This is a genomic window from Gordonia sp. NPDC003950 (genome assembly GCF_053605205.1).
In genome coordinates, this window is record NZ_JBSGIT010000019.1 from 83,522 (window position 1) to 106,678 (window position 23,157).

The 23,157-nt window shown below is 66.3% G+C and carries 17 protein-coding genes; 6 read left to right on the forward strand and 11 right to left on the reverse strand.

Going from position 1 to position 23,157, the window contains the following annotated elements:
* Positions 1-108: 108 nt before the first annotated feature.
* Both ACWETB_RS17115 and ACWETB_RS17120 read left to right on the forward strand, forming a co-directional pair.
* Positions 109-762, forward strand: coding sequence for a TetR/AcrR family transcriptional regulator C-terminal domain-containing protein (locus tag ACWETB_RS17115; protein ID WP_449741783.1), 654 nt, complete (start codon positions 109-111; stop codon positions 760-762).
* Positions 759-2,438, forward strand: coding sequence for an acyl-CoA dehydrogenase family protein (locus ACWETB_RS17120; protein WP_452212434.1), 1,680 nt, complete (start codon positions 759-761; stop codon positions 2,436-2,438). The genes ACWETB_RS17115 and ACWETB_RS17120 overlap by 4 nt, the downstream gene beginning before the upstream one ends.
* A gap of 42 nt (positions 2,439-2,480) precedes the next feature.
* Here ACWETB_RS17120 and ACWETB_RS17125 read toward each other — a convergent pair whose 3' ends face one another.
* Positions 2,481-3,377, reverse strand: coding sequence for a LysR family transcriptional regulator (locus tag ACWETB_RS17125; RefSeq protein WP_452212436.1), 897 nt, complete (start codon positions 3,375-3,377; stop codon positions 2,481-2,483).
* A 921-nt stretch (positions 3,378-4,298) separates the two neighbouring features.
* On the opposite strand from ACWETB_RS17125, the gene ACWETB_RS17130 reads away from it, so the two are divergent.
* The gene (locus ACWETB_RS17130; RefSeq protein ID WP_452212438.1) at positions 4,299-6,692 is read left to right on the forward strand and encodes an acetyl-CoA acetyltransferase; all 2,394 of its coding nucleotides are present in this window, start codon (positions 4,299-4,301) and stop codon (positions 6,690-6,692) included.
* Positions 6,693-6,783: 91 nt separating this feature from the next.
* Here the strand turns inward: ACWETB_RS17130 and ACWETB_RS17135 are convergent, their stop codons facing one another.
* Positions 6,784-8,151, reverse strand: a complete 1,368-nt coding sequence (locus tag ACWETB_RS17135) for an FAD-binding oxidoreductase (RefSeq protein ID WP_452212440.1) — start codon at positions 8,149-8,151, stop codon at positions 6,784-6,786.
* 129 nt (positions 8,152-8,280) lie between these two features.
* Between ACWETB_RS17135 and ACWETB_RS17140 the strand changes: the two genes are divergently transcribed.
* The gene (locus ACWETB_RS17140; RefSeq protein ID WP_449741787.1) at positions 8,281-8,709 is read left to right on the forward strand and encodes a nitroreductase family deazaflavin-dependent oxidoreductase; all 429 of its coding nucleotides are present in this window, start codon (positions 8,281-8,283) and stop codon (positions 8,707-8,709) included.
* An 82-nt stretch (positions 8,710-8,791) separates the two neighbouring features.
* Positions 8,792-9,700: a serine/threonine-protein kinase gene (locus ACWETB_RS17145; RefSeq protein WP_449741788.1), complete on the forward strand. Its 909-nt coding sequence runs from the start codon at positions 8,792-8,794 to the stop codon at positions 9,698-9,700.
* 212 nt (positions 9,701-9,912) lie between these two features.
* On the opposite strand, the gene ACWETB_RS17150 is transcribed toward ACWETB_RS17145, so the two are convergent.
* On the reverse strand, positions 9,913-11,034 hold the full coding sequence (locus ACWETB_RS17150; protein WP_452212443.1) for an amidohydrolase family protein: 1,122 nt from the start codon (positions 11,032-11,034) through the stop codon (positions 9,913-9,915).
* A gap of 184 nt (positions 11,035-11,218) precedes the next feature.
* Between ACWETB_RS17150 and ACWETB_RS17155 the strand changes: the two genes are divergently transcribed.
* On the forward strand, positions 11,219-12,370 hold the full coding sequence (locus ACWETB_RS17155) for an FAD-binding oxidoreductase (protein ID WP_452212445.1): 1,152 nt from the start codon (positions 11,219-11,221) through the stop codon (positions 12,368-12,370).
* Between the two features lie 50 nt (positions 12,371-12,420).
* Here the strand turns inward: ACWETB_RS17155 and ACWETB_RS17160 are convergent, their stop codons facing one another.
* The 8 genes from ACWETB_RS17160 to lon form a co-directional block, all read right to left on the reverse strand.
* Positions 12,421-13,602: a hypothetical protein gene (locus tag ACWETB_RS17160; protein WP_452212447.1), complete on the reverse strand. Its 1,182-nt coding sequence runs from the start codon at positions 13,600-13,602 to the stop codon at positions 12,421-12,423.
* A 148-nt stretch (positions 13,603-13,750) separates the two neighbouring features.
* On the reverse strand, positions 13,751-14,161 hold the full coding sequence (locus ACWETB_RS17165; RefSeq protein ID WP_452212449.1) for a heat shock protein transcriptional repressor HspR: 411 nt from the start codon (positions 14,159-14,161) through the stop codon (positions 13,751-13,753).
* Between the two features lie 3 nt (positions 14,162-14,164).
* On the reverse strand, positions 14,165-15,379 hold the full coding sequence (dnaJ, locus tag ACWETB_RS17170; RefSeq protein WP_452212451.1) for a molecular chaperone DnaJ: 1,215 nt from the start codon (positions 15,377-15,379) through the stop codon (positions 14,165-14,167).
* 112 nt (positions 15,380-15,491) lie between these two features.
* Entirely contained in the window at positions 15,492-16,145 is a 654-nt protein-coding gene (gene grpE, locus ACWETB_RS17175; protein ID WP_452212453.1) for a nucleotide exchange factor GrpE, read from the reverse strand.
* Complete coding sequence (gene dnaK, locus ACWETB_RS17180; RefSeq protein ID WP_449741795.1) at positions 16,142-17,995, reverse strand: molecular chaperone DnaK; 1,854 nt, start codon at positions 17,993-17,995, stop codon at positions 16,142-16,144. Before dnaK ends, grpE begins: the two co-directional genes overlap by 4 nt.
* Before the next feature lie 384 nt (positions 17,996-18,379).
* A complete protein-coding gene (locus ACWETB_RS17185) occupies positions 18,380-18,736 on the reverse strand; it encodes a hypothetical protein (RefSeq protein WP_449741796.1) in 357 nt (118 codons plus the stop codon).
* A 238-nt stretch (positions 18,737-18,974) separates the two neighbouring features.
* Positions 18,975-20,495: a catalase gene (locus ACWETB_RS17190; RefSeq protein WP_449741797.1), complete on the reverse strand. Its 1,521-nt coding sequence runs from the start codon at positions 20,493-20,495 to the stop codon at positions 18,975-18,977.
* A gap of 253 nt (positions 20,496-20,748) precedes the next feature.
* Positions 20,749-23,085 (reverse strand): endopeptidase La, encoded by a 2,337-nt coding sequence (gene lon, locus ACWETB_RS17195; protein ID WP_449741798.1) that lies wholly within the window; start codon positions 23,083-23,085, stop codon positions 20,749-20,751.
* Positions 23,086-23,157: the final 72 nt, after the last annotated feature.

Here is a 23,157-nt window from a genome sequence, read left to right on the forward strand (position 1 = left end):
AGCAGCGTCGACGTCGTCGTCGCTTTGTTGTTGTTCTTGTTGACCCCCACTCCCCTGCCCGTTATTGTCGGCCATACAAACTTGTACGACCGACAAACTCGGAGCCCGGTGACAGCGACACCCACCCCACGCAAACGTGCCACCCGCACCAGCGGCAAGGCGACGCGATCGACCCTGCTGCGCGCCGCCGACGAGGTGTTCCGCGAGCACGGCGAGACCGCTTCTGTCGCATTGATTTCTGAACGCGCCCAGACGTTTCCGAATCAGGTCACCTACTACTTCGGATCCAAGGAGCAACTCTTCGTCGAGGTGGCGTGCGCCGCGGTGCTGCGCGCCGGGCGTCACGCCGAGGAGTCGGCGTCGGCCGCTGCGACCGTACGCGAGTATGCCGCAACCCTGGTGACGACCCTGCTGGGACCCGAAGCGCGCAGCGTCGAGATGTTCACCACCGCCATGCTGCTGGTGTCCCGCCGCACCGACCTGCGCGACCACATCACGGGCACCCTGCGCACACTGCATGAACGTGGCGCCGAGGCACTGATGCAGACGCTGGTCCGCACCGGCTGGCAGCTGCGCACTTCCATCGAGGTGGAGGCCCAGGCGTTCTGGTCGGCGATTTTCGGTCTGGCCGTGCAGAAGTCGGCCACCGGCGACGCCTTCGGCCCCACCCTCACCGACGCGGTGACCGTCATCTTCACCAATCTCGGTGTCCCCGAACAGATCCTGGACTCGCCCCTCACCATCGAAAGGCCATCGGCATGACCTCCTCGTCGATCACCCACCCGCAGCCGCATGTCACGCACTCGGTGTTCAATCAGTCCACGCCACGTGTCGACGTCAACGAATACGAGCTCAACACCGTCCTGCAGGAGTCGGTCACGCGCCACGACGCCTCCTGGGCCGCAACTGAACTCGCCGAGGTCGGCGCCCTCGTCGGCAGCGCACAGTTCCAGCATGACGCACACCTGGCCAACACCATCACCCCGGAACTGCGCACCTTCGACCGCTGGGGCCACCGGATCGACGAGGTCGAGTACCACCCGTCGTATCACCGCATCATCTCCGCCGCGATGGCCCACGGTGCACACACCCGGTGCTGGGACGACCCGCAACCCGGGTCACATGTCGCCCGGGCCGCGATCTTCATGCTCTTCGGCCAGATCGAACCGGGCCACGCCTGCCCGGTCTCGATGACCCACGCGGTGATCCCGTCGCTGGAACTGCAGCCCGACGTGGCCGCGCAGTGGGTACCGAAGGCGCTGTCGCGCAGCTACTCTCCGGATCTGTCAGCAGACAAGACCTCGGCGATCTTCGGCATGTCGATGACCGAGAAGCAGGGCGGTTCCGATGTTCGGGCCAACACCACCGTCGCCCGACCGGTCGGTGCCGGCGGACCGGGCGCCGAATACCTGTTGACCGGGCACAAGTGGTTCTGCTCGGCGCCGATGTCGGATGCCTTCCTCGTGCTCGCGCAAGCCGAAGGCCCAGGCGGAGAAGGACTCTCCTGCTTCCTGCTGCCACGCGTGCTGCCCGACGGTACCCGCAACGTCTTCCGCATCCAACGCCTGAAGAACAAGCTGGGCAACAAGTCCAATGCATCGAGTGAGATCGAACTCGACGGCACCGTGGCACTGATGGTCGGCGAACCCGGCCGGGGCGTGCGCACCATCATCGAGATGGTCGCCCAGACCCGACTCGACTGCCTCCTGGGCAGCGCGGCAGGTATGCGGCAATCCGTCGCCGAGGCCCTCTGGCATGCCCGCCACCGCGCCGCGTTCGGCGCCACCCTCGCCGACCAGCCGGCGATGACCGCCGTCCTCGCCGATCTGGCCCTGGAATCCGAGGCCGCCACTGTCACCGCGATGCGGCTGGCCCGGGCCCACGACGAGGACTCCGACGACGCCGAACGCGCCTTCCGCCGCCTGGCCACCGCCGTCGCCAAGTACTGGATCTGCAAACGTGGACCGCACCACGCCTACGAATCGCTCGAATGCCTCGGCGGCAACGGCTACACCGAGGACTTCCCCCTCGCCATGCGCTACCGCGAACAGCCGGTGATGGCCGTGTGGGAGGGCTCAGGAAACGTCATCGCCCTCGACGTCCTGCGCGCGATGACCCGCGAGCCCGAATCGGTCGGCGCCTTCGACGCCGAGGTCAACCTGGCCCGCGGCGAGAACCCGGTACTCGACGCACACCTCGACGCCCTCCGCACCCAACTCGGCGAACTTGCCGCCCTCGATGCCGCCGGCGCCCAACGCCGCGCTCGACGGGTCGTCGAATCGATGGCCCTGGCGTTGGAGGCGTCACTACTGGTGCGGTTCTCCCCGGCACCCGTCGCCGACGCCTTCATCGGCGCACGACTCGGCGACGACCGTGCCTTCGAGTACGGCGCGCTGCCGACCGGGGCGGACCTCACCGCGATCCTGTCGCGGCACTGATCGTCGCAGAGGATCGCCACATGAGCGTGGAGACGGAGCGCCTCAGATCAGCTCGGTCTCCACGCTGACCCCCACCGCGTCGAGGATCAGGTTCCGAATCCTCGGCGCCGTGTTCGGCAGCCACAGCGCCATCACCGGGGTCATCGGCGGATCGTCGAACTCGACGATCCGAATCTGATTGCCGTACAGCCAGCCCGGCTGATTGGTGACGAACGCACACGCCTCCGGGTGAGTGATCACCGCCATGTGCGGCGGCGTCCCCCTCAGCGTGGAGGCGATGATCTTCGGCTCGAACCCGGACCGTCGGCAGTAGGACACGAGCATGTTGACGTAGTCCTCCTCCAATTCCGACACGACGATCTGGCAGGACTCGAGATCCTTCATCGCGCACGTCGCATTGGCGGCGAGCGGGTGATGGGCATTGACCGCCAACCGGAGTTTGTGCCGAGTCGCCGTCGCACCCGCGAGATCGGGCGGCACCTCGCGGCTACGCGCCAGCGCGAGGTCGATGTTGCCGCCGAGGATCTCCTCCCGGATGGCCGACGGTGACAACGGCCGCACCGTGATCGGCAGTGACGGATCGGCCAGCACGGCACCCTCGATGATCTCGAAGACCTCCGACGGCGCCAGCCCGGGAGTGTGCCCGATCGTGTACGGATCGGGATTGCTGGCATCGATCATCCGCACCTCCGACGCCAGGTGCGCACCACCGGCCAACAGCGGCACGGCACCCTCGTAGAGGGCCTTACCCGCCGGCGTCGGCGTCAACGAACGCCGGGACCGCGAGAACAACTGCACCCCGAGTTGTCGTTCGAGGTCCCGGATGGCCGCCGACAAGGCCTGCTGCGAGATGAACAGACGGTCCGCTGCCACTCTCAGCGATGGCGCCTCGACGACCTCGACGAACATCCGGAGACGTCGCAGATCGAGATCACGCATGATAACCCTTTCCCCAGCCTAACGATGTGAACGAATCATCAGGCACAGATTGTCAAAACTCCTGATCTTCATACTCGATGATTGACATTAGTTGCTCTAAAGTCGTTCCTGCACGATCAAAAAGGAGACAAGAACAACTGATCGGCGCACGCAGCCATCGCGGCTCGTGACGCAGCACCGAGGGGGTGCTACGTCACATCGGGGGGATCACGGACTACGTTTCCGCGGCACGGAGGGGATGCCGCGGCGACATGGCAGCAACACTGTGGACCGCACACCGCGACGCGGAGGGGATGTCGCGGCGTGCGGTCCACCACCTCGGGGCGGCAGGTCTGCCGACCACCACTCGCGGAGACCGCATGACGCCGTCGAACCACGCTCACCTGCCCACCTCTCGGATCACAACGGCTGTATCGGACATCGGTCCGTCGGCGTCCGCTGCCACCTGCTATGCGGCACACGAGCTCGGCCGGCCATCGTCTCGCGTGTCGGTATTGTCTCCGTCTTCGCTCCGTCCGACATCCCCGTTACACCCGGGTGTCGTGACGGAACCCACCTCTTGCGAGAATTCTGCACCATCGGCAGCGGTACGGCAGCGACCGACCGCCATGGCGTCGCGGTCACCGGGAACCACCACCGAATCATTATGAAGTTCCTCGCAATTCACCGATCACCGCAATTCACCCCCCGTTTCCCGAGACGTTTCCATTTCCGTGATCTTGGTTACTCTGAACGTTTCTTGCGCGCGGTTTTCGGACATTTCCGGTAACGCCCCGATGCCGCCTCCGGTACTCCGACGACGGCGAGCTCTGTCGACAGGGACGTATCGAATGCTCGGTGACGCGGGGTGACCGCCGGCGTTCCCGACGCCGCATGACACGATCATGGCGACCTGTCTCAACCCCGTCCGAGAGGACACACATGCGCGACGACGTGCCCGTGAGCGAACTCGACCCGTCCACCCCCGTCATCGTCGGGGTCGGTCAAGCCTCCGAACGTCTCGACGATCCCGACTACTGCGCGCTCGGCGAGGCCGATCTCGCCGCGCGTGCGGTCGTAGCGGCACTCGCCGACTCCGGGCTCGACGCCGATGTCCTCGCGCCGCGGATCGACACCGTCGCCGCGGTGCGGTCGTTCGAGGTGTCCAGTCCGTTGTCGTCGTCGCCGCTGGGACGCCCCGACAACATGCCCCGTGCCGTCGCCACCCGGACCGGGATGAATCCGGCCGGCGCGATCACCGAGGTGGTGGGCGGTCAGAGCCCGCAAAAGCTGGTCACCGAGTTCGCGCAACGCATCGCCGACGGCGACAGCGACGCCGTGGTGGTCTTCGGTGCCGAGGTCATCTCGACGGTGCGTCATGCGCGGTCGGCCGACGCGGCCGACCGGCCGGACTTCACCGAGCAGGTGCCCGGCTCCCACGAAGACCGTGGCTTCGGGCTCGCCGGCCTGACCTCGGTGCAGGAGGCGCGGCACGGGCTGCTCGAACCGATCACCCAGTACGCGCTGCTGGAGAATGCGCGACGACATCGTCTCGGCTCGTCGCGCTCCGGGTACGCCCGGTCGATGGCGGAGTTGTTCGCGCCGATGTCGGTGGTCGCCGCCGACAATCCGCATGCCGCCTCGCCGCAGCGCCGTACCGTCGACGAGGTCGCCACCGTGTCGGCGGGCAATCGGGTACTGGCCGATCCCTACACCCGCCTGCTCGTCGCCCGTGATCAGGTCAATCAGGCCGCGGCCACCGTCATCATGTCGGTGCGCGCCGCCCGTGACCTCGGCATCGAGGAGTCCCGCTGGGTGTTCCTGCACGGTCATGCCGATCTGCGTGAACGCCCGCTGATGCGGCGGCCGGACCTGTCGACGAGTCCGGCATCCATCGCGGCAGTGCGCTCGGCATTGGACATGGCCTCCGTCGGCCTGAGCGACGTCGACGTCCTCGACATCTACAGCTGTTTCCCGATCGCCGTGTTCAACGTGTGCGACGCATTCGGGCTGGCCGCCGACGATCCGCGCGGCCTCACCGTCACCGGCGGCCTGCCCTACTTCGGCGGTGCCGGCAACAACTACTCGATGCACGCGATCGCCGCGATCGTCGAGCGGGTCCGCCGCACACCGGGCAGCACCGGTCTCGTCGCGGCCAACGGCGGCCTGATGAGCAAGTACTCGGTCGGCGTGTACTCGGCCACCCCGGCGCCCTGGCAGCGCGGCGACGACGCCGGCCGCCAACGTGAACTCGACTCGGTACCAACGGTTCACGAACGACGGCTCGCCGACGGTCCGGCTGTCGTCGAGAGTTACACCCTGACCGAACCCGACAAGCAAGGACGCCGCCGGGGCATCGTCGTCGGACGCCTCGACGACGGTAACCGCTTCGTCGCGAATACCGCCGAGGGTGATGACGACCTGATCGACCTGCTCGCGACCGCCGACGAGCCCATCAGCACTCGCGTCTTCGCCCGTTCGTTCGCCCGCGGTAACCGGGTATCGATCTCGGCTGAACGGATGGCGGAATTGTTCCCGCATCGGGAACCGGCGCTCCGGGATCGGTACGAGCACATCGACGTTCGTCGCGATGGTCGCATCCTGGAGGTCACGATCAATCGTCCGGAATCGCGGAATGCGCTGAACCCCAAGGCCAACGAAGAACTGGATGAGATCTTCGACGCGTACTTCGCCGATCCCGAGCTGTGGGTGGCGATCCTGACCGGTGCCGGCGACAAGGCGTTCTCGTCCGGGAACGACCTGGCGCACATGGCCGGTGACGCCCTGCTCGCCGTCCCGAAGAACGGCTTCGGCGGGCTGACGTCACGGCGCGACCGCCCCAAACCGGTGATCGCCGCGGTCAACGGTGTGGCGCTCGGCGGCGGCCTGGAGATCGCGCTGGCCTGCCACATCATCGTCGCCGACGAGAAGGCGAGCTTCGGACTACCCGAGGTCAAGGTCGGATTGGCCGCGGCCGCAGGCGGATTGGTCCGACTTCCGCGAGCGATCGGGCTGGCACTGGCACGCGACATGATCCTGACCGGCCGTCGCATCGACACCGCCGAGGCCTACCGCATCGGACTGGTCAGCCGCATCGCCGACCACACCCGCGCCCTCGACGTCGCCCGCGAGGTGGCGCAGGAGATCCTCGCCGCCTCACCCACGTCGGTGCGGGCCTCGCTCCAGGCGATGGCCGACGCCGAGCGGATCGACGACCCCGACGACGCGATCGACGAGACCTCGAACGTGCTCGACGCGCTGTTGATCAGCCAGGACACGATCGAAGGGATCAGTGCCTTCGTCGGTAAGCGGCCGCCGCGGTGGACGGGCCGCTGAGACTCGAATAGTCGATTAGCCCAACCTTTTTCGCCGATTGGGCGACCCCACTGCTGCCGGTCGAGCCGCTGGGCCCCCAAGCCGGCGCGAACTACAGCAGCACGCCGGGATTGAGCAGACCGTCCGGATCGAGCGTCTGCTTGATCGCGGCCGTCAGGGCCATCACGTCCGGGCCCACCTGGTTGGCCAGCCAGGCCTTCTTGAGCCGACCGACCCCGTGCTCACCGGTGATTGTGCCGCCCAACGAGATCGCGAGATCCATCACCTCACCGAAGGCCTGCTGCGCGCGCTGCGCCTCATCGGCGTCCTCGGGATCGAAAACGATCAACGGGTGCGTGTTGCCGTCACCGGCATGTGCGATGACCGAGATCATCACGTCGTTCTGGTCGGCGATGGACGCGACGCCGTCGATGAGGGCGGGTAGCGCGGGCAGTGGCACCCCGACATCCTCGAGGAGCAGCGAGCCCAGCTTTTCCACCGCCGGGATCGCGGCGCGTCGTGCGGCGGTGAACGCCTCCCCTTCGGTGGCGTCGGAGGTGTCGAAAACGTCCGCGGCACCATGGGTTTCGAAGGCCTCGCGGATGATCCCCACCTCGGCGACGCCGGCGGGTCCGGGTGCGTCGGATTGGGCGACGAGCAGCGCGCCGGCCTCACGATCGAGCCCCATGCGCAGCATGTCCTCGACGGCGTTGATCGAGACCTTGTCCATGAACTCCAGCATCGCCGGTCGGATCTTCGAGGTGATCGCGAGAACCGCCTCGCTGGCGTCGTGAACCGAGGAGAACGTGCCGACGACGGTGCACGCCGACGCCTGCGGCGGCAGCAGACGCAGCGTCACCTCGGTGATGATGCCGAGCAACCCTTCGCTCCCGACGAACAGCTTCGTCAGTGACAGTCCCGCAGAATCCTTGAGTTGCTTGCCGCCGAGGCGCAATGCCCGCCCGTCGGCGAGGACTACCTCCATGCCGAGCACGTAATCGGTTGTCACGCCGTACTTCACGCAACACAAGCCGCCCGCATTGGTGGCGACGTTGCCGCCGATGGAGCAGATCTCGAACGACGACGGGTCCGGCGGGTACCAGAGATCGTGTGCCGCCGCAGCCGCCTTGACCTCGGAGTTGAACAGGCCCGGTTGCACCACCGCGGTACGGGTCGCGGTGTCGATGGTCAACTCGCGCATCTTCTCGGTGGAGATCATCACCGCGCCGTCGACCGCCGTCGACCCACCCGAGAGGCTCGTGCCCGCGCCACGGGTGATGATCGGTATCGCGTGTGCGGCGCACCACCGCACCGTCGTCTGGACGTGCTCGGTGGTCGTCGGGCGGATGAGCGCCAGGGGTGTTCCGGCGCCGGGATCTGCAGCACGGTCCTGGCGGTACCCGGCGAGGATGTCCGGATCGGAGACCACCATCTGCTCGGGCAATTCGGCACGCAACTCGCTCAGATCCACTGTGGTCATGGATCAAGGGTAGGCGTCCGGAATCGTCGCGTTCGTCGCGTGGTGAGATTCGAGGTGTTCTCCCGGTTGCTCGCGGACCATTTCCCCGAGTTCACGACACGATCCCGACGATCGCGCACACTGGAGCAGGTGAGCGACTTCAACCAGACCATCATCGATGAATTCCGCGCCAACGACGGCACCGTGACCACTGCAGGCTTCGGTCGCCATCTCGTCCTCGTCCACTCGATCGGTGCGAAGTCCGGCGCCGAACGCGTCAACCCGCTGATGTCCCTGCCCGACGGCGCGGGCGGTCGATTCATCATCGGCAGCGCGGCCGGCTCACCGAAAGATCCCGCCTGGGTGCACAACCTGCGCAAGCACCCGAACATCACCATCGAGGTGGCCGGGGAGAAGGCCGGGATCGAGACCTTCCCCGCGACCGCGACCGAACTCAACCCTGTCGAGCGTGAACAGGCGTGGCAGGGCTTCGTGTCCGCGTCGAATCAGTTTCTGAAGTACACCGAGACCGCGGAGGGCCGCGTCTTCCCCATCTTCCGGCTGACCCCCAAGACGTAGCCCACGCCGTCCGCGCCCACGCCGTCCGCGTCCCCGACTCGTCGGATTCCTCAATCGCACGGTCCTGGCTACTCTTGTGCGCATGTTCACCTCGGGTGAGGTGGTGGCGGGGTTCACCATCGATGCGGTCGTCGGCCACGGCAGCAGCGCCGACGTCTACCGCGTGCATCGAGATGACGAGGCGACTCCGTTGGCGTTGAAGGTGCTGCGCACCGACCTTCACGGCGTGGAGCACGCCCGCGAACGCTTCGAGCACGAGTTCGCGATCGCATCGCTGCTGCATCACCCCAACATCGTGGCGATGGACTCCAGTGGCGAAGTCGCCCTCGGTGATCATGGACATCCCCGGCACACCGCCCTGTGGTTGGCGATGCAGTATGTGGCCGGGCCGTCGGCGATCTACCTGATCCCGCGCTACGACCAGCAACCCCAGGTGTCGGCGGTGCTGCGGGTAGCCCAACAAATCGGTGCCGCGCTGGACTACGCCCATTCCAAGGACATTCTGCACCGCGACGTCAAACCCGCCAACATCCTGCTCACCACCACCGACGACACCACCGATGCCCTCCTCACCGACTTCGGCATCGCCCGGTTCCTCGACGACACCCGCCCCCTCGCCCGCAACGGCCGGGTGCAGGGTTCGGTCGCCTACGCGGCGCCGGAATTACTTCAAGCACAACAACTCTCACCGGCAACCGATGTCTACGCCTTCGCGTGTTCACTGGTCGAGCTGTTCACCGGGTTGCCGCCGTACCCGCGCACGACCCCCTTCGCGATCACCTACGCCCATATCCGCGACGAACCTCCGAAGCTCACCGGCCGACGGGATTGGCTCCCATCGTCGTTGAACTCGGTGTTCGCCAAGGCCCTCGCCAAGAATCCCGCGGACCGCTATCAGACATGTGGGGAGTTCGTCGAGATCATCTCGCGGGCGTTGCGTGACGTTCCCGTGCCCGTCGGGGTGACGCGTCGTCGCGGTTGGTTGCGTTGAGGTGCAATGTCTTTGGTGGTTTCCAGCGTTGCTCTCGGAAGTCTCGACACCTCCTCGGCCGGCGCCTCGTCGGGCTCGACCGGCGGGAGGACGGCCGCACCAGCGGGAAAGATGGGAGCTGTCAACGAGATTGAGAGCGCTGTCAGCGGGGAGGTGAGCGCTGTCAGCGGGGAGGTGAGCGCTGTCAGCGAGAACGGGGGCGGGAGTGAGGATCAGTCGTCGCCGATCCGATATACGCGCCGTGCGGTGTTGCGGAAGACGTTGCGCACCACGGTATCTCCCCAGGGTTCGAGGACGTCGAGCAGGCCGCCGACGAGCATGTCGACGGATGCATTGGGCTTGTCGATCGGGAAGTTGGACCCGAACATCACGCGGCTGGCACCGAAGTGGGCGACGATGTGCTGCATCAGCGGCCCCACCATCTCGACCAGCGTCTGCCGAGTCCCGATGTTACCCATGGACTGTCGACCGTAGCCGAGCACCGGCAGCGCCAAACCCGACATTTTGATCACCACGTTGCGCTGTGAGGCGAGCGTCGTCATGCGTTCACGCCAGAGACGCAGAATGTCGGCACGTGCGGCCGCGGTGGTGCCGGTCCGGGTGCCGACCGGCCCGAAAGCACCTACCGGACAGCCAAAATGGTCGACGATGATGGTGGTGTCCGGGAACTCGCGAGCCAGGGTGACCACGTCGTAGAGCTGATGCGAATACACGAACACCTCGACAGCGAGGCGTCGTTGCGCGACCGCCTCGATCCCGGTGAGGAAGGCCGCCGATGCCAGCACACCGTCGACGGCACCACCGGAACGTACTTTTGGATCGGGATGGCGGGTCGCGGTGGTCTGAATGCCGCGGATGCGATCACAGACCTCGATCTGCGCGTCGAGGCGCTCGCCGAAACCCGCCGAACGTGGATCGGCGCGCACCATGACCGCCCCGAGGGCGGGTGCGACCCCCATTCCGAACGGCAAACCCATCAGGTACCGGGCCTCGTCGACAGCATTGCGCGTCGCCTCGGGTTCTTCGGACTCCGGCAGCCGCCAATACGATTCGGAGATGACGACCGATTCGATCGGCACCCCGATCGCACCGGACACGGGAGCGATGTCGGCGCCGTAGTGTCGGGGTTCGTAGGCCCGCGCGACCGATCGTGGCGTCAACAGGTATTCCCGTTCGGATTGCGGCACCGCGACCGAGAACACCCGGTCACCCATGCCCGGCACAAAACGGTATCCGCGTACCAATCGGCTACCCGACCAGGGCGCCTGGCGTGGATTCCACTGTTGGACGTGCGCGTCGACGATCCCGGGGATCAGGTCGTCGATGGTGGCCATGCCCCGACATTGCCATAGTCACGGGTTGATCACATCTGTTCGGCCCGGCATGCGGCCGTTCGCGGTACACGCGAGAGGGGCGGGTTCGCCGTCACATCCGAGCCCACGAGGCACAATGGGTGGGCGCCGCACGCGGACAACCGTTGGACCGTCCGGCGCAACAACGACGTTTGGGAGGTGGACCGTGGCGAATCACTCGCGCCATGTGCTGCATCACCTCCGTGAGCTGATCAACCGCGATCCGGAACGCTTCACGTCGAACCTGTACACGCGCCTGTTCGCCGTCGACCCGGACCTGCGGGAACTCTTCGGCGTGATGATGTCGCTGCAGCGGCAGGCGTTCTATCACGTCATCGACCACGTCCTCGAGGTGATCCCCGCACCGTCGGGGCAGCAGGAACTCGTCGAGTTCCTCGGCCAACTCGGACGTGACCATCGCAAGTACGGGGTCCTGCCCGAGCATTACCAGGCGATCTACCAGGCGTTGATGGGCGAGTTCGCCTCGCTGCTTCGGGACCAGTGGGACGAGGACGCGCAGCGCACGGTCGGTCAGGCCATGATGCTGGTGACCGGAGTGATGCGCGGTGCCGCGCAGACCGCGGCGGGCCCGGCGACGTGGACGGCGCAGGTCGTCGAGAAGTTCCGCATCACCCGCGGACTGGCTGCCGTGCGGCTGGTGTCGAAGACGCCACTGACGTTCAACACCGGGCAGTACCTGGAAACGCAGATCCCGCAGTGGCCCAAGACGTGGCGCAATCTGTCACCGGCGATTCCGCCCAACCCGCACGGCGAACTCGAATTCCACGTCCGGGCGGTACCGGGCGGCAGCGTCAGTGCGTCGATCGTCCAGGAAACGCAGGTCGGCGACGTGTGGACGTTCGGGCAAGCGCACGGCACCTTGCACATCGACCGTGACCGTGAGGTGCTCATGGTGGCCGGCGGAACCGGACTCGCACCGTTGCGCGCCTTGTTGATCGAGATGTCGACCCGGGGCGACACCCCGCCGACACATGTCTTCTACGGCGCCCGCCATCCCGGCGAACTCTACGACCTGCCGGTCCTGCGGCGGATCGCCTCGACCAATCCGTGGCTGACGGTCACGGCGGTATCGGAGGAGACGACCAATCCCTGGTGGCTGGACCATCCGGTGAATCCGGCGGCTCTCGGCATCGACCACCGCATCGGCACGCTCGTCGACGTGGTCGCCGCGGCCGGCCCGTGGGAAGACCGCCAGACGTTGATCACCGGGTCACCGGCGATGGTGGAGAACACCCGCCGCGGCCTGATCATCGCCGGTGTCCGGGCCAGCCTCATCCAGCACGACCCGATGTTCTGAATACAACCTTTCCGACGTCCGCTCCGCGTGAGGTACGGCTCACCCGCCGATCAGGGCGGCCCCTCGGTGACAGTCGTGGTCTCGTAGATCGTCTCGTTCTCGGTGACCGTCGCGGTCGCCGACTCGGTCACCGTCGCCGTCGCTGTCTGCGTCTGCGTCTGTGTGACGGTCTGCGTCGTGGTGCGCGTGACCGTCGGCGGTGTCGCCGTCTCGGTGACGGTCTGCTGATCGACGACGGTCTGCGTCACCGGCTCCCCCGCGCGGGTCACGGTGACCTCGCCGGTGGTACCGGTGACCGTCGTCGTCGACGTCACCGCCGCCGGGCTCTCGGAGCCGACGCCGGTGAACAGCGCCACCAGCACCGCAAGGCACAACAGTGCCGCGACTCCTGCCGCGCCGCCGATCGCCCACCAGCGCAGGCCGTGCGACCCGAGGGCGGTGGTCGGCGCCGCGTCGTCGGCGAAGGCGGGTGCCGTGTGCCCGAGGGCAGCACCGCCAATGGCAGCACCGCCGAGCGCGGCACCGACGGGGATCGCCCGGGTATCGGCGAGCACCACCGCGGTGGCGCCCTGGGCGACGGCGAACACCGGTGCGGCGACCGCGTTGGTGGGTCGGTTGGTCGCCGCGGCCACGGCCGAGACCACCTCGGGCAACTGCGCCCCCGACCCGACGCACAAGAATCTCGCCGGGCTGGGATCGACGGTCAGGGGACGCAGCAGATCCGCGGCCGCGGTGGCACCGGCGGCATCACTCAACGAATGCGCATCGGCAGGCGACACCTGGGCGGTCCGGATCGTGCGTGCCGCCGTTGCGTCGACCAACGCGAGAGTGTCCCCGGTGGCGAGCGCACCGGACTGATCCAGCGCGACGACACCGACGATGCCACCGGACTCCCGCCCGGCCACCTGCACCAACGCGGCGGGCAGGTCGACGAAGACGACCGCGGTGGCCCATGCCGGGGCGCTCGGACTGTGTAACGCAAAGTCGAGGTGGGCGCGGACGTCGGGGCGTGCGCAGGTGGTGACGATGTGATCGATCTCGAAGGGTGCGGAATCGACGAGCTCGGTGAGCGCGGTCAATGCCGATTCCGGGGAGTCGTCGGCGAGGTCGACGAAATTGCTCGCGACGATCTCACCGGCCGCGCCCAGCACGACCGAGGCGACCTCCTCACCCAGCACCGACACCCCGAGCACCGCGGGCCCGGTGATGTTGAGATCCGGGGATTGGCTCACCGTCGCCTCCTTCATCCAACCGGTGTTCGACGCCACACACTAACGTGCGACCCCGGTGGGCAACAGATCAGGCCGCCGGGAAAGCGGACAGATCCGGTGTAACCGGAGTCGCACGTTCATTCGGTTGTGAGGGTGGTGATCGTTACGCTCAGTCGTCGCCGCGCCGTCGACGCGGTTGCCACACGACGAGCGCGTTGGTCCGCGGGACGGGGACCAACTCGCCGCCGCGGCGGGCTCGGTGGACCTCGACCTCGCGTTGCAGTTCGTGCAGTCGTTGCTGCAGGGCATCGACCTGATTGGTCAGGTCGATGATCCGCTTGATCCCGGCGAGGTTGACGCCTTCCTCCTGGGAGAGGCGCTGGATCTCGCGGAGCACCTCGACGTCGCGCGTCGAGTAGCGACGCCCACCGCCGCTGGTGCGTTCGGGCGTCACCAGTCCGAGCCGGTCGTAGGTGCGCAGGGTCTGCGCGTGCATACCGGCCAGCTCGGCGGCGACCGAGATCATGAAGGTCGCGCTGGTTTCCCGGGGATCAGGTCCGGGTCGGTTCTGTTCGGCCATGACTCATCGCCCCCAGCCCGCCCGTGGGTCGAATCCGCTGGACTTCTCGGCCTCGGCGTAGGCGTGCATCGCCTCGACCGCGGCGTCGTCGAGCTTGCGGGGAACCTCGACCTTGACGGTCACCAGCAGGTCACCGGAACCACCGGCGCGCTTGGGGACTCCGCGTCCACGGACGCGCAGGGTGCGGCCGTCGCTGGTGTTCGGCGGGATCTTGACGCCCACCGAGCCCTCGAGGGTCGGCACCGACACGGTGGCCCCGAGCACCAGCTCGGAAATGCTCACCGGCAGCTGCACACGCAGGTCGTGGCCGCTGCGGGTGAAGACCCTGTCGGGCGTCACGTGGACGACGACGTACAGGTCACCCGACGGCGCACCGCGTCGCCCGGCCTCACCCTGTCCGGCGAGCCGGATGCGTTGGCCGTCCTCGACGCCCGACGGGATGCGGACGTTGATGGTGCGCGAACGCACCTTGACGCCGCTGCCGTCGCAGTCGGCGCACGGATCGTCGATCCGGGAGCCGGTGCCCTGGCAGTCCTGACAGGGTTCGCTGAATCCGAACGCGCCCTGATTGCGGCTGACGAAGCCGGAACCATTGCAGTTCGGGCAGACCCGCGGGCTGGTGCCCGGCTTGGCGCCACTGCCGTGGCAGGTGGTGCACGGCGCCGGGCTGGTCACCCGGAGTGGGACGGTCGTACCCAATGCCGCGTCCGCGAACGACAACGTCGTCTCGGTCTCGAGGTCGTTGCCCCGACGCGGCCGGGTCGCCGTCGACGTGCGGGTGCCGCCGCCGCCACCGGAGCCGCCGCGGTTGAACAATCCCTCGAAGAGATCGCCGAATCCGCCGGCACCCTCTCCGCCACCACCGCCGAACAGGTCACCGATGTTGAAGTCGGCGCCGGTCTCGGTGGAGTACCGGGTTCCGCCGCCGCCGGGGAATCCACCGGGAAAACCGTTGCCGCCGCCGCGGAATCGGCCGCCGGCGAACATGGCGCGCGTCTCGTCGTATTCCTTGCGCTTGTCGGCGTCGGCGAGCACGCTGTGGGCTTCGGACACCCGCTTGAAGCGCTCTTCGGCTTGCGCGTCCCCGGGATTGGCGTCGGGGTGCAGCTCGCGGGCGAGCTTGCGGTAAGCCTTCTTGATCTCTTCAGACGAAGCATCAGAAGCAACGCCGAGGTCCTTGTAGAAGTCGCGTTCAAGCCATTCTCGTTGTGGAGCCACCAGACGTCACCTCCTTCGTTATGAACATGTCTGGTTGAAGTATGTGTGCGCCCCCGGTGACGCGCGGTTCGCCAGTGGCGTTCCGCGCATCACCGGGGGAGCGTGTAGGTGCTTATTGTGCACCAGTGGGCGCGTCCTGGGCGCCCGATGCGCCGGCCGGCGCCGGGTCGGTGACCGTGACCATCGCGGTCCGGATCACCTTGTCACCCAGGCGGTACCCGCTGCGGTACACCGCACCGAGGACCGGCTCGGCACCACTGCCGTCGTTCTGGACGGCTTCGTGCAGTTCCGGATCGAACACGTCGCCGGGTTCGCCGAACTTGACGAGTCCTTCCGAACTCAGGCTGCCGGCCAACTTGTCGGCCACCGCACGCAGCGGACCCGACTCGAGGTCGCCGTGCTCGCGGGCCCGGTCGAGATCGTCGAGGACCGGCAGCAGCTTCTCGATCAACACCTGTTTGCCGTAGGCGACTCGCCCCTGCTTCTCCTCCTCGGTCCGCCGCTTGTAGTTGGCGAACTGTGCGCGTTCACGCTGGAGGGCGGCAGTGAGTTCGGCGACCTCGTCGGTCGCCGGGGCCTTCGCCTCTTCCAAGGCCGGCTCCTCGCCGGAAGCAGGTGCGCTTCCGGTGTCGGGGGTCGGTTCACCCTCGGGGCGCACCTCACCGGTTTCCGGGTCGATGCGCCGACGATCGGTGACCGTGATCGGCTCGTCGCCGGGGGCACTACCCCCGGCGGCCGAACCGGCCTCGGGCCCACTCTGGGTCACTTGGTGTCCCCGGAGTTCGGCTCGTCGACAACCTCGGCGTCGACGACGTCGTTGTCACCGGCGGTCGCGGAGCCACCGTCGGCGCCTGCGGCCTGGCCCTCGGCCGCGGATGCGGCGTAGATAGCCTGACCCATTTCCTGGGACTCCGCCGAAAGCTTCTCGATCGCGCTCTTGATGGCCGCGATGTCGTTGCTCTTGAGAGCCTCGTTGGCCTCGCCGATGGCGGTGTTGACCTTGTCCTTGACCTCGGCCGGCACCTTGTCCTCGTTGTCCTTGAGGAACTTCTCGGTGTGGTTGACCAGCGACTCGGCCTGGTTACGGGTCTCGGCCTCCTCGCGACGCTTGCGGTCCTCGTCGGCGTGGGCCTCGGCGTCCTTGATCATCCGGTCGATCTCGTCCTTGCTCAGGCCGGAACCTTCCTGGATGCGGATGGAGTTCTCCTTGCCGGTGCCCTTGTCCTTCGCGGTGACGTGCACGATGCCGTTGGCGTCGATGTCGAAGGTCACCTCGATCTGCGGAACGCCCTGCGGCGCAGGCGCAATGCCGCCAAGCTCGAAGCTGCCGAGCAGCTTGTTGTGCGAGGCGATCTCACGCTCGCCCTGGTACACCTGGATCTGCACCGACGGCTGGTTGTCTTCGGCCGTGGTGTAGGTCTCGCTGCGCTTGGTCGGGATGGTGGTGTTGCGCTCGATCAGCTTGTGCATCACGCCACCCTTGGTCTCGATACCGAGGGACAGCGGGGTGACATCAAGCAGCAGAACGTCTTTCACCTCACCGCGGAGCACACCGGCCTGCAGTGCGGCACCCACGGCGACGACCTCGTCGGGGTTGACACCCTTGTTGGGCTCACGTCCACCGGTCAGTTCCTTCACCAGTTCGGTGACGGCCGGCATACGGGTCGAACCACCAACGAGCACAACGTGATCGATGTCGCCGACGGAGATCCCGGCGTCCTTGATGACCGCCTGGAACGGAGCGCGGGTGCGCTCGAGCAGGTCCGAGGTGATCTTCTGGAACTCGCTACGAGAGAGCTGCTCGTCGAGGAACAGCGGGTTCTTGTCGGCGTCGACGGTGATGTAGGGCAGGTTGATCGAGGTCGACTGCGAGGCCGACAATTCGATCTTGGCCTTCTCGGCAGCCTCACGCAGACGCTGCATGGCCATCTTGTCCTTGGTCAGGTCGATGCCCGAGGAGCTCTTGAACTTCTCGACCAGCCAGTCGACGATGCGCTGATCCCAGTCGTCACCACCGAGGTTGTTGTCACCGGAGGTGGCCCGGACCTCGACGACACCGTCGCCGATCTCCAGCAGCGAGACGTCGAAGGTACCGCCACCGAGGTCGAAGACCAGGATGGTCTGTTCCTTCTCGCCCTTGTCCAGGCCATAGGCCAGGGCAGCGGCGGTCGGCTCGTTGACTATGCGCAGGACGTTGAGGCCGGCGATCTGGCCGGCTTCCTTGGTGGCCTGACGCTGGGCGTCGTTGAAGTATGCGGGCACGGTGATGACCGCGTCGGTGACATCCTCACCGAGGTAGGCTTCCGCGTCGCGCTTCAGCTTCATCAGCGTACGAGCGCTGATCTCCTGCGGGGTGTACTTCTTGTCGTCGATGGCGACGCTCCAGTCACCCTCGCCCATGTGGCGCTTGACGGAGCGGATGGTGCGGTCGACGTTGGTGACCGCCTGGTTCTTGGCCGGCTGCCCGACGAGCACCTCGCCGTTACGCGCGAACGCGACGACCGACGGGGTGGTACGCGAGCCTTCGGCGTTGGCGATGACGGCGGGCTCGCCGCCTTCGAGTACCGCCACCACGGAGTTCGTGGTGCCGAGGTCGATTCCAACAGCACGAGACATCTTTGCGATTCCTCCTAGTTCATGGGTGTGCACCCAAGGTCTTGGTCCCGCGGTCGAGTTCGGTGAACTCGGCACGCAGGGGTCTGGCAAACCTGACCGCCAGACCCAGACTTCAGTGCGTCCGACTCATGTCCTACTGGTTGAGTCGGTCTCAGTCAAGTCGAGTTGAGCCTGTATGGCTCAGGTTCTCGATGGTTTCAACGGGGCGTGGTGCGAGTATGTTCCCGGAATCGACAAAAAAGTTGAGCGAGTTTCGCTCAACTTTCTTTCATGGCGCGTATCTGCTGGTTCGGACGGGTTTCTGAGGTTGTTCGCGCGGGTGGGTTCGGCTCGCACGGGTGGGTTCGGTTCCCCGCGAACGATGCCGTCAGGCGTTTCGGGCGGTTATTTCGACGCCGGGGGCAGCGCGTCGCCCGGAAAACCCTGGACGGGATGCACGTCGAAGGTGAAGACGCCCGTCTGCACCGCCGGATCGTCGTTCATGAGCTGGGTGACCGTCTCGACGGAGCGGTCGAAGACGCCGACACCGCAGAAATCGGTGTCGTCCTGGGCCGGCAGCACGACCACCAGGTCACCGGCCTTGCGCAACGCGATCAGTCGACGACCGTGCTCCCGGATGATGCCCGGTGCCTCGTCGCTCCCGTACGCCGGCCCGGCTTTGAGGACGGCCACGACGTAGGGCTGGGCGTACTCGAGGACCGTCTGCATCTCGGCGTCGGTGATCTCGGGCAGGGTGGTCATGGCGAACTCCTTCGACTGCGCCGACGAGTCCTTCGACCACGGCGACGAGACAACTTTCCGCCTCAACCGTATGCGGACACGACGTCGGAGGGAACCTCTCCGTTGATGCCCTGCGGCACTCCTTCGGATCGAAGGCAGGTGATCATTGCTGCGCTGTCCCCGTCCGGCGACGGTAAAACCCGAGGATGAACCCCTCGGGTCTCCCGCGGTGTTCGACCATCAGGTCGCCGACGTCGGACTACACCTTCTGCTGCATCGACGTGCGCGCCGGATTACCCTGCTCGGACTTCTTGGGATCGGGCTCGTCGGCCTTGGCCGCCACGCCCTCTTTGATCCGTGCCCCGACACCGGGATCGATGCGGCCCCAGTATTCGAAGGCACGCGCCAGTACCGGGTCACTGACCCCGTTGAGCAGATGGCCCACCACGTTGTCGACCAGCCGGTCGCGGGCCGCGTCGTCGAGAACCTCGCGGACCATGGTGCCCGCCTGTCCCCAATCGTCGTCCTCGGGATGGTCGACATAGGCACTGCGCACGATTTGCCCGTCGGCGGCCCACTGTGGTTCCGGCTGGCCGCTGTAAGCCGCCGCCGGTCCGCCTTTCGAGTTGGGCGCGTACACCGGGTCGGAGACCGGAACAATGCGCATAGCACCATCTTTGGAGTAGCTGTGTACCTCGTTGCGGGGCGCGTTCACCGGAATCTGTTTGTAGTTACCACCCAATCGGGCGCGGTGCGCGTCGGCATAGGCGAACACTCGGCCCAGCAGCATCCGATCGGGACTGAACCCGATGCCGGGCACCACATTGTTCGGTTCGAACGCCAACTGCTCGATCTGTGCGTGATTGTCGGTCGGATTGGTGTGCAGGGTCATTCTCCCGACCTCATGCAGTGGATAGTCACCATGCGGCCACACCTTGGTCAGATCAAACGGATTGAACCGGTAGGACACCGCATCGTCGAACGGCATCAGCTGCACCTTGAGGGTCCAACTCGGATGGTCGCCCGCGGCAATCGACTCGAACAGATCACGAGTGTGGAAATCGGTGTCGGCCGACGCCATCTGATCCGCTTCGTCCTGGGTGAAGAACTCCACGCCCTGGTCGGTGATGAAGTGATACTTCACCCAGTGCTTCACGCCTTCGGCATTCACCCACAGATAGGTATGCGAGCTGTACCCGTTCATGTGCCGCCACGTCTTCGGGATACCACGGTCACCCATGAGCCAGGTGACCTGGTGCGCCGACTCCGGCGACAGCGTCCAGAAGTCCCACTGCATATCGTGGTCGCGCAGGTTGTTGTCGGCTCGCCGCTTCTGCGACCGGATGAAGTGCTGAAACTTCAACGGGTCCTTGACGAAGAAGACCGGCGTGTTGTTGCCGACCATGTCGTAGATACCTTCGTCGGTGTAGAACTTGAGGGCGAAACCCCTCGGGTCGCGCCAGGTGTCGGGGCTGCCGCGCTCACCGGCGACGGTGGAGAATCGGGCCACCATGTCGGTCTTGATGCCGGGCTGGAAGATTCCCGCGCAGGTATACGACGATACGTCGGCGGTGGTCTCAAAGCTGCCGAATGCGCCGCTTCCCTTCGCATGTGGCTGGCGTTCGGGGATGCGTTCTCGGTTGAACTGTGCCATCTGCTCGATCAGGTAGTGATCATGCAGAACGATGGGGCCCGCGGCGCCAACGGTGAGTGAGTGCTCATCACTCCCGGCAGGAGCACCCGAATCCCGGGTCGTGTACAGATTCTCGTTCTCGGACATATTGCCTCCAGGGATGGATCCCGGCTTCGGCCATGGGTGTCAGCGGCGGCGGGGCTGTGCCACCGGATGCGTCGCGGATACGAGCGCAGCGGTGCCAGGCTGCTCTAACACCTGCAACCGACTGTAACGCCTGGGTCGTTTGCGCGTCACCCGTTGCATCCCATACACAGCTGCATCTCATACACAGCTGCATCTCAAACACAGCAAAGGCCGCCGGGCGAAACACCCAGCGGCCTCTGCAGGTTCTACCGTGTCAGGCGGCCGTCGTCACCTCATCGGCAATCGGCTCCAACGCAGCCGCGACGATGTCGGCGACGTCGGCGATCGGCGTGACCGTCACGGCCTCGAGGATCTCCGCGGGGACGTCGTCGAGATCGGCCTCGTTACGGGGCGAGATGAACACCTGGGTCAACCCGTTGCGTTGTGCCGCAAGCAGTTTCTGCTTGAGCCCACCGATGGGCAGGACCCGTCCGTTCAACGTCACCTCGCCGGTCATGCCGACCTCGGCGCGCACCTTGCGGCCGGTCGCCATCGACGCCAGGGCCGTCACCATCGTGATGCCGGCACTCGGGCCGTCCTTGGGGACCGCACCCGCGGGCACGTGCACGTGGATGGTGCCCTCGAGGTTACGCGGATCGATGCCCAGTTCACGTGCGTGGGCACGGACGTAGGACAGTGCGATCTGCGCGGACTCCTTCATGACGTCGCCGAGTTGGCCGGTCAGTTGCAGCCCACCCTTGCCCTCGCCGGCATCGGTGCGGTTGGCCTCGATGAACAGCACGTCGCCACCCATTCCGGTGACCGCCAGACCGGTCGCGACGCCGGGCACCGCGGTACGCTCCTCGGATTCGGGAGTGAACCGCGGCCGACCCAGATCGTCCTTCAGATCCGCCGTGTCGACGATGACCGGTGTTGTCGCCGTGCCGTTTTCGATCTTTGTGGCCTCCTTGCGCATCAGCTTGGCGAGCAACCGCTCGAACTGACGCACACCCGGTTCGCGGGTGTAGTTGGCCGCGATCTCCCGTAGCGCGTCGTCGGTCACCGAGATCTCCTCGTCGGTCAGCGCCGCACGCTCACGCTGCCGCGGGAGCAGGTAATCGCGGGCGATGGCCACCTTGTCGTCCTCGGTGTAGCCGTCGATGGTCACCAGTTCCATCCGGTCCAGCAACGGTCCCGGGATGTTCTCGACGACGTTGGCCGTCGCCAGGAACACCACGTCGGACAGGTCCAGATCCAGATCGAGGTAGTGATCGCGGAAGGTGTGGTTCTGCGCGGGGTCGAGGACCTCGAGCAGCGCCGCCGCCGGGTCACCCCGGTAGTCAGAGCCCACCTTGTCGATCTCGTCCAGCAGCACAACGGGATTCATCGATCCCGCCTCGCCGATGGCACGCACGATACGACCGGGCAGAGCACCGACGTAGGTACGCCGGTGACCGCGGATCTCGGCCTCGTCGCGCACGCCGCCGAGGGCGACGCGCACGAACTTGCGGCCGAGGGCACGGGCCACGGACTCACCCAGAGACGTCTTGCCGACGCCGGGCGGACCGGCCAACACCATCACGGCTCCGGAACCACGTCCGCCGACGACCTGCAGGCCACGTTCGGCACGCCGGGCCCGCACGGCCAGGTATTCAACGATGCGGTCCTTGACATCCTCAAGCCCGTGGTGATCGGCGTCGAGGATTTCACGCGCACCCGTGATGTCGGTGGAGTCGGTGGTGGTGACATTCCACGGTAGATCCAGGACGGTGTCCAACCACGTTCTGATCCAACCACTTTCAGGTGATTGATCGCTGGATCGCTCAAGCTTGCCGACCTCACGTAACGCCGCTTCGCGGACGTTGTCGGGCAGGTCGGCGGCTTCGACGCGGCCGCGGTAGTCGTCGGCGCCGTCGGGCTCGTCCTCGCCGAGTTCCTTGCGGATGGCGTTCAACTGCTGACGCAGCAGGAATTCCTTCTGCTGCTTCTCCATTCCGTTGCGGACATCGTCGGCGATCTTGTCGGAGACCTCGGTCTCGGCGATGTGTTCGCTGGTCCAGTCGATGAGCAGCCCGAGCCGTTCTGCGACGTCAGAGGTTTCGAGCAGTTGCCGCTTCTGGGTGTCGTCGAGCCACGACGAATAGCCGGAGGTGTCGGCGAGATCAGACGGGTCGGTCATCTTGTTGACCGCGTCGATGATCTGCCAGGCCTCGCGACGTTGGAGCATGGCCAGGACGAGCTTCTTGTACTCGGCGGCAAGGGCTTTGGTCTCGGCGGTGGCCTCACCGTCATCGACCTCGGTCACCTCGACCCACAGCGCATTGCCGTGACCGGGTGCGCCGCTGCCGATGTGTGCACGCTTCTCGCCCTTCACCACGGCAGCCGTCTGGCCGCCGGGGATGCGACCCACCTGCACGATCGAGGCGATCACGCCATGGGTCGGGTACCGATCGTCCAGGCGCGGAGCGATCAGCAGTTTGCCGGACTCACTGGCCCGGGCCGCGTCGATCGTCGCCTGAGCCGCGTCGTCGAGCGGGATCGGCACCACCATGCCGGGCAGGACGACCAGGTCAGGGACGAACAGGACGGGCACTGAGTATGTCTGTGACATCTAACTAACCTCCAAAGTTCAGTCTGACCGACTCAACCTCGGTGGCGGGTTCTTTGTTCCCGGCGATATTTC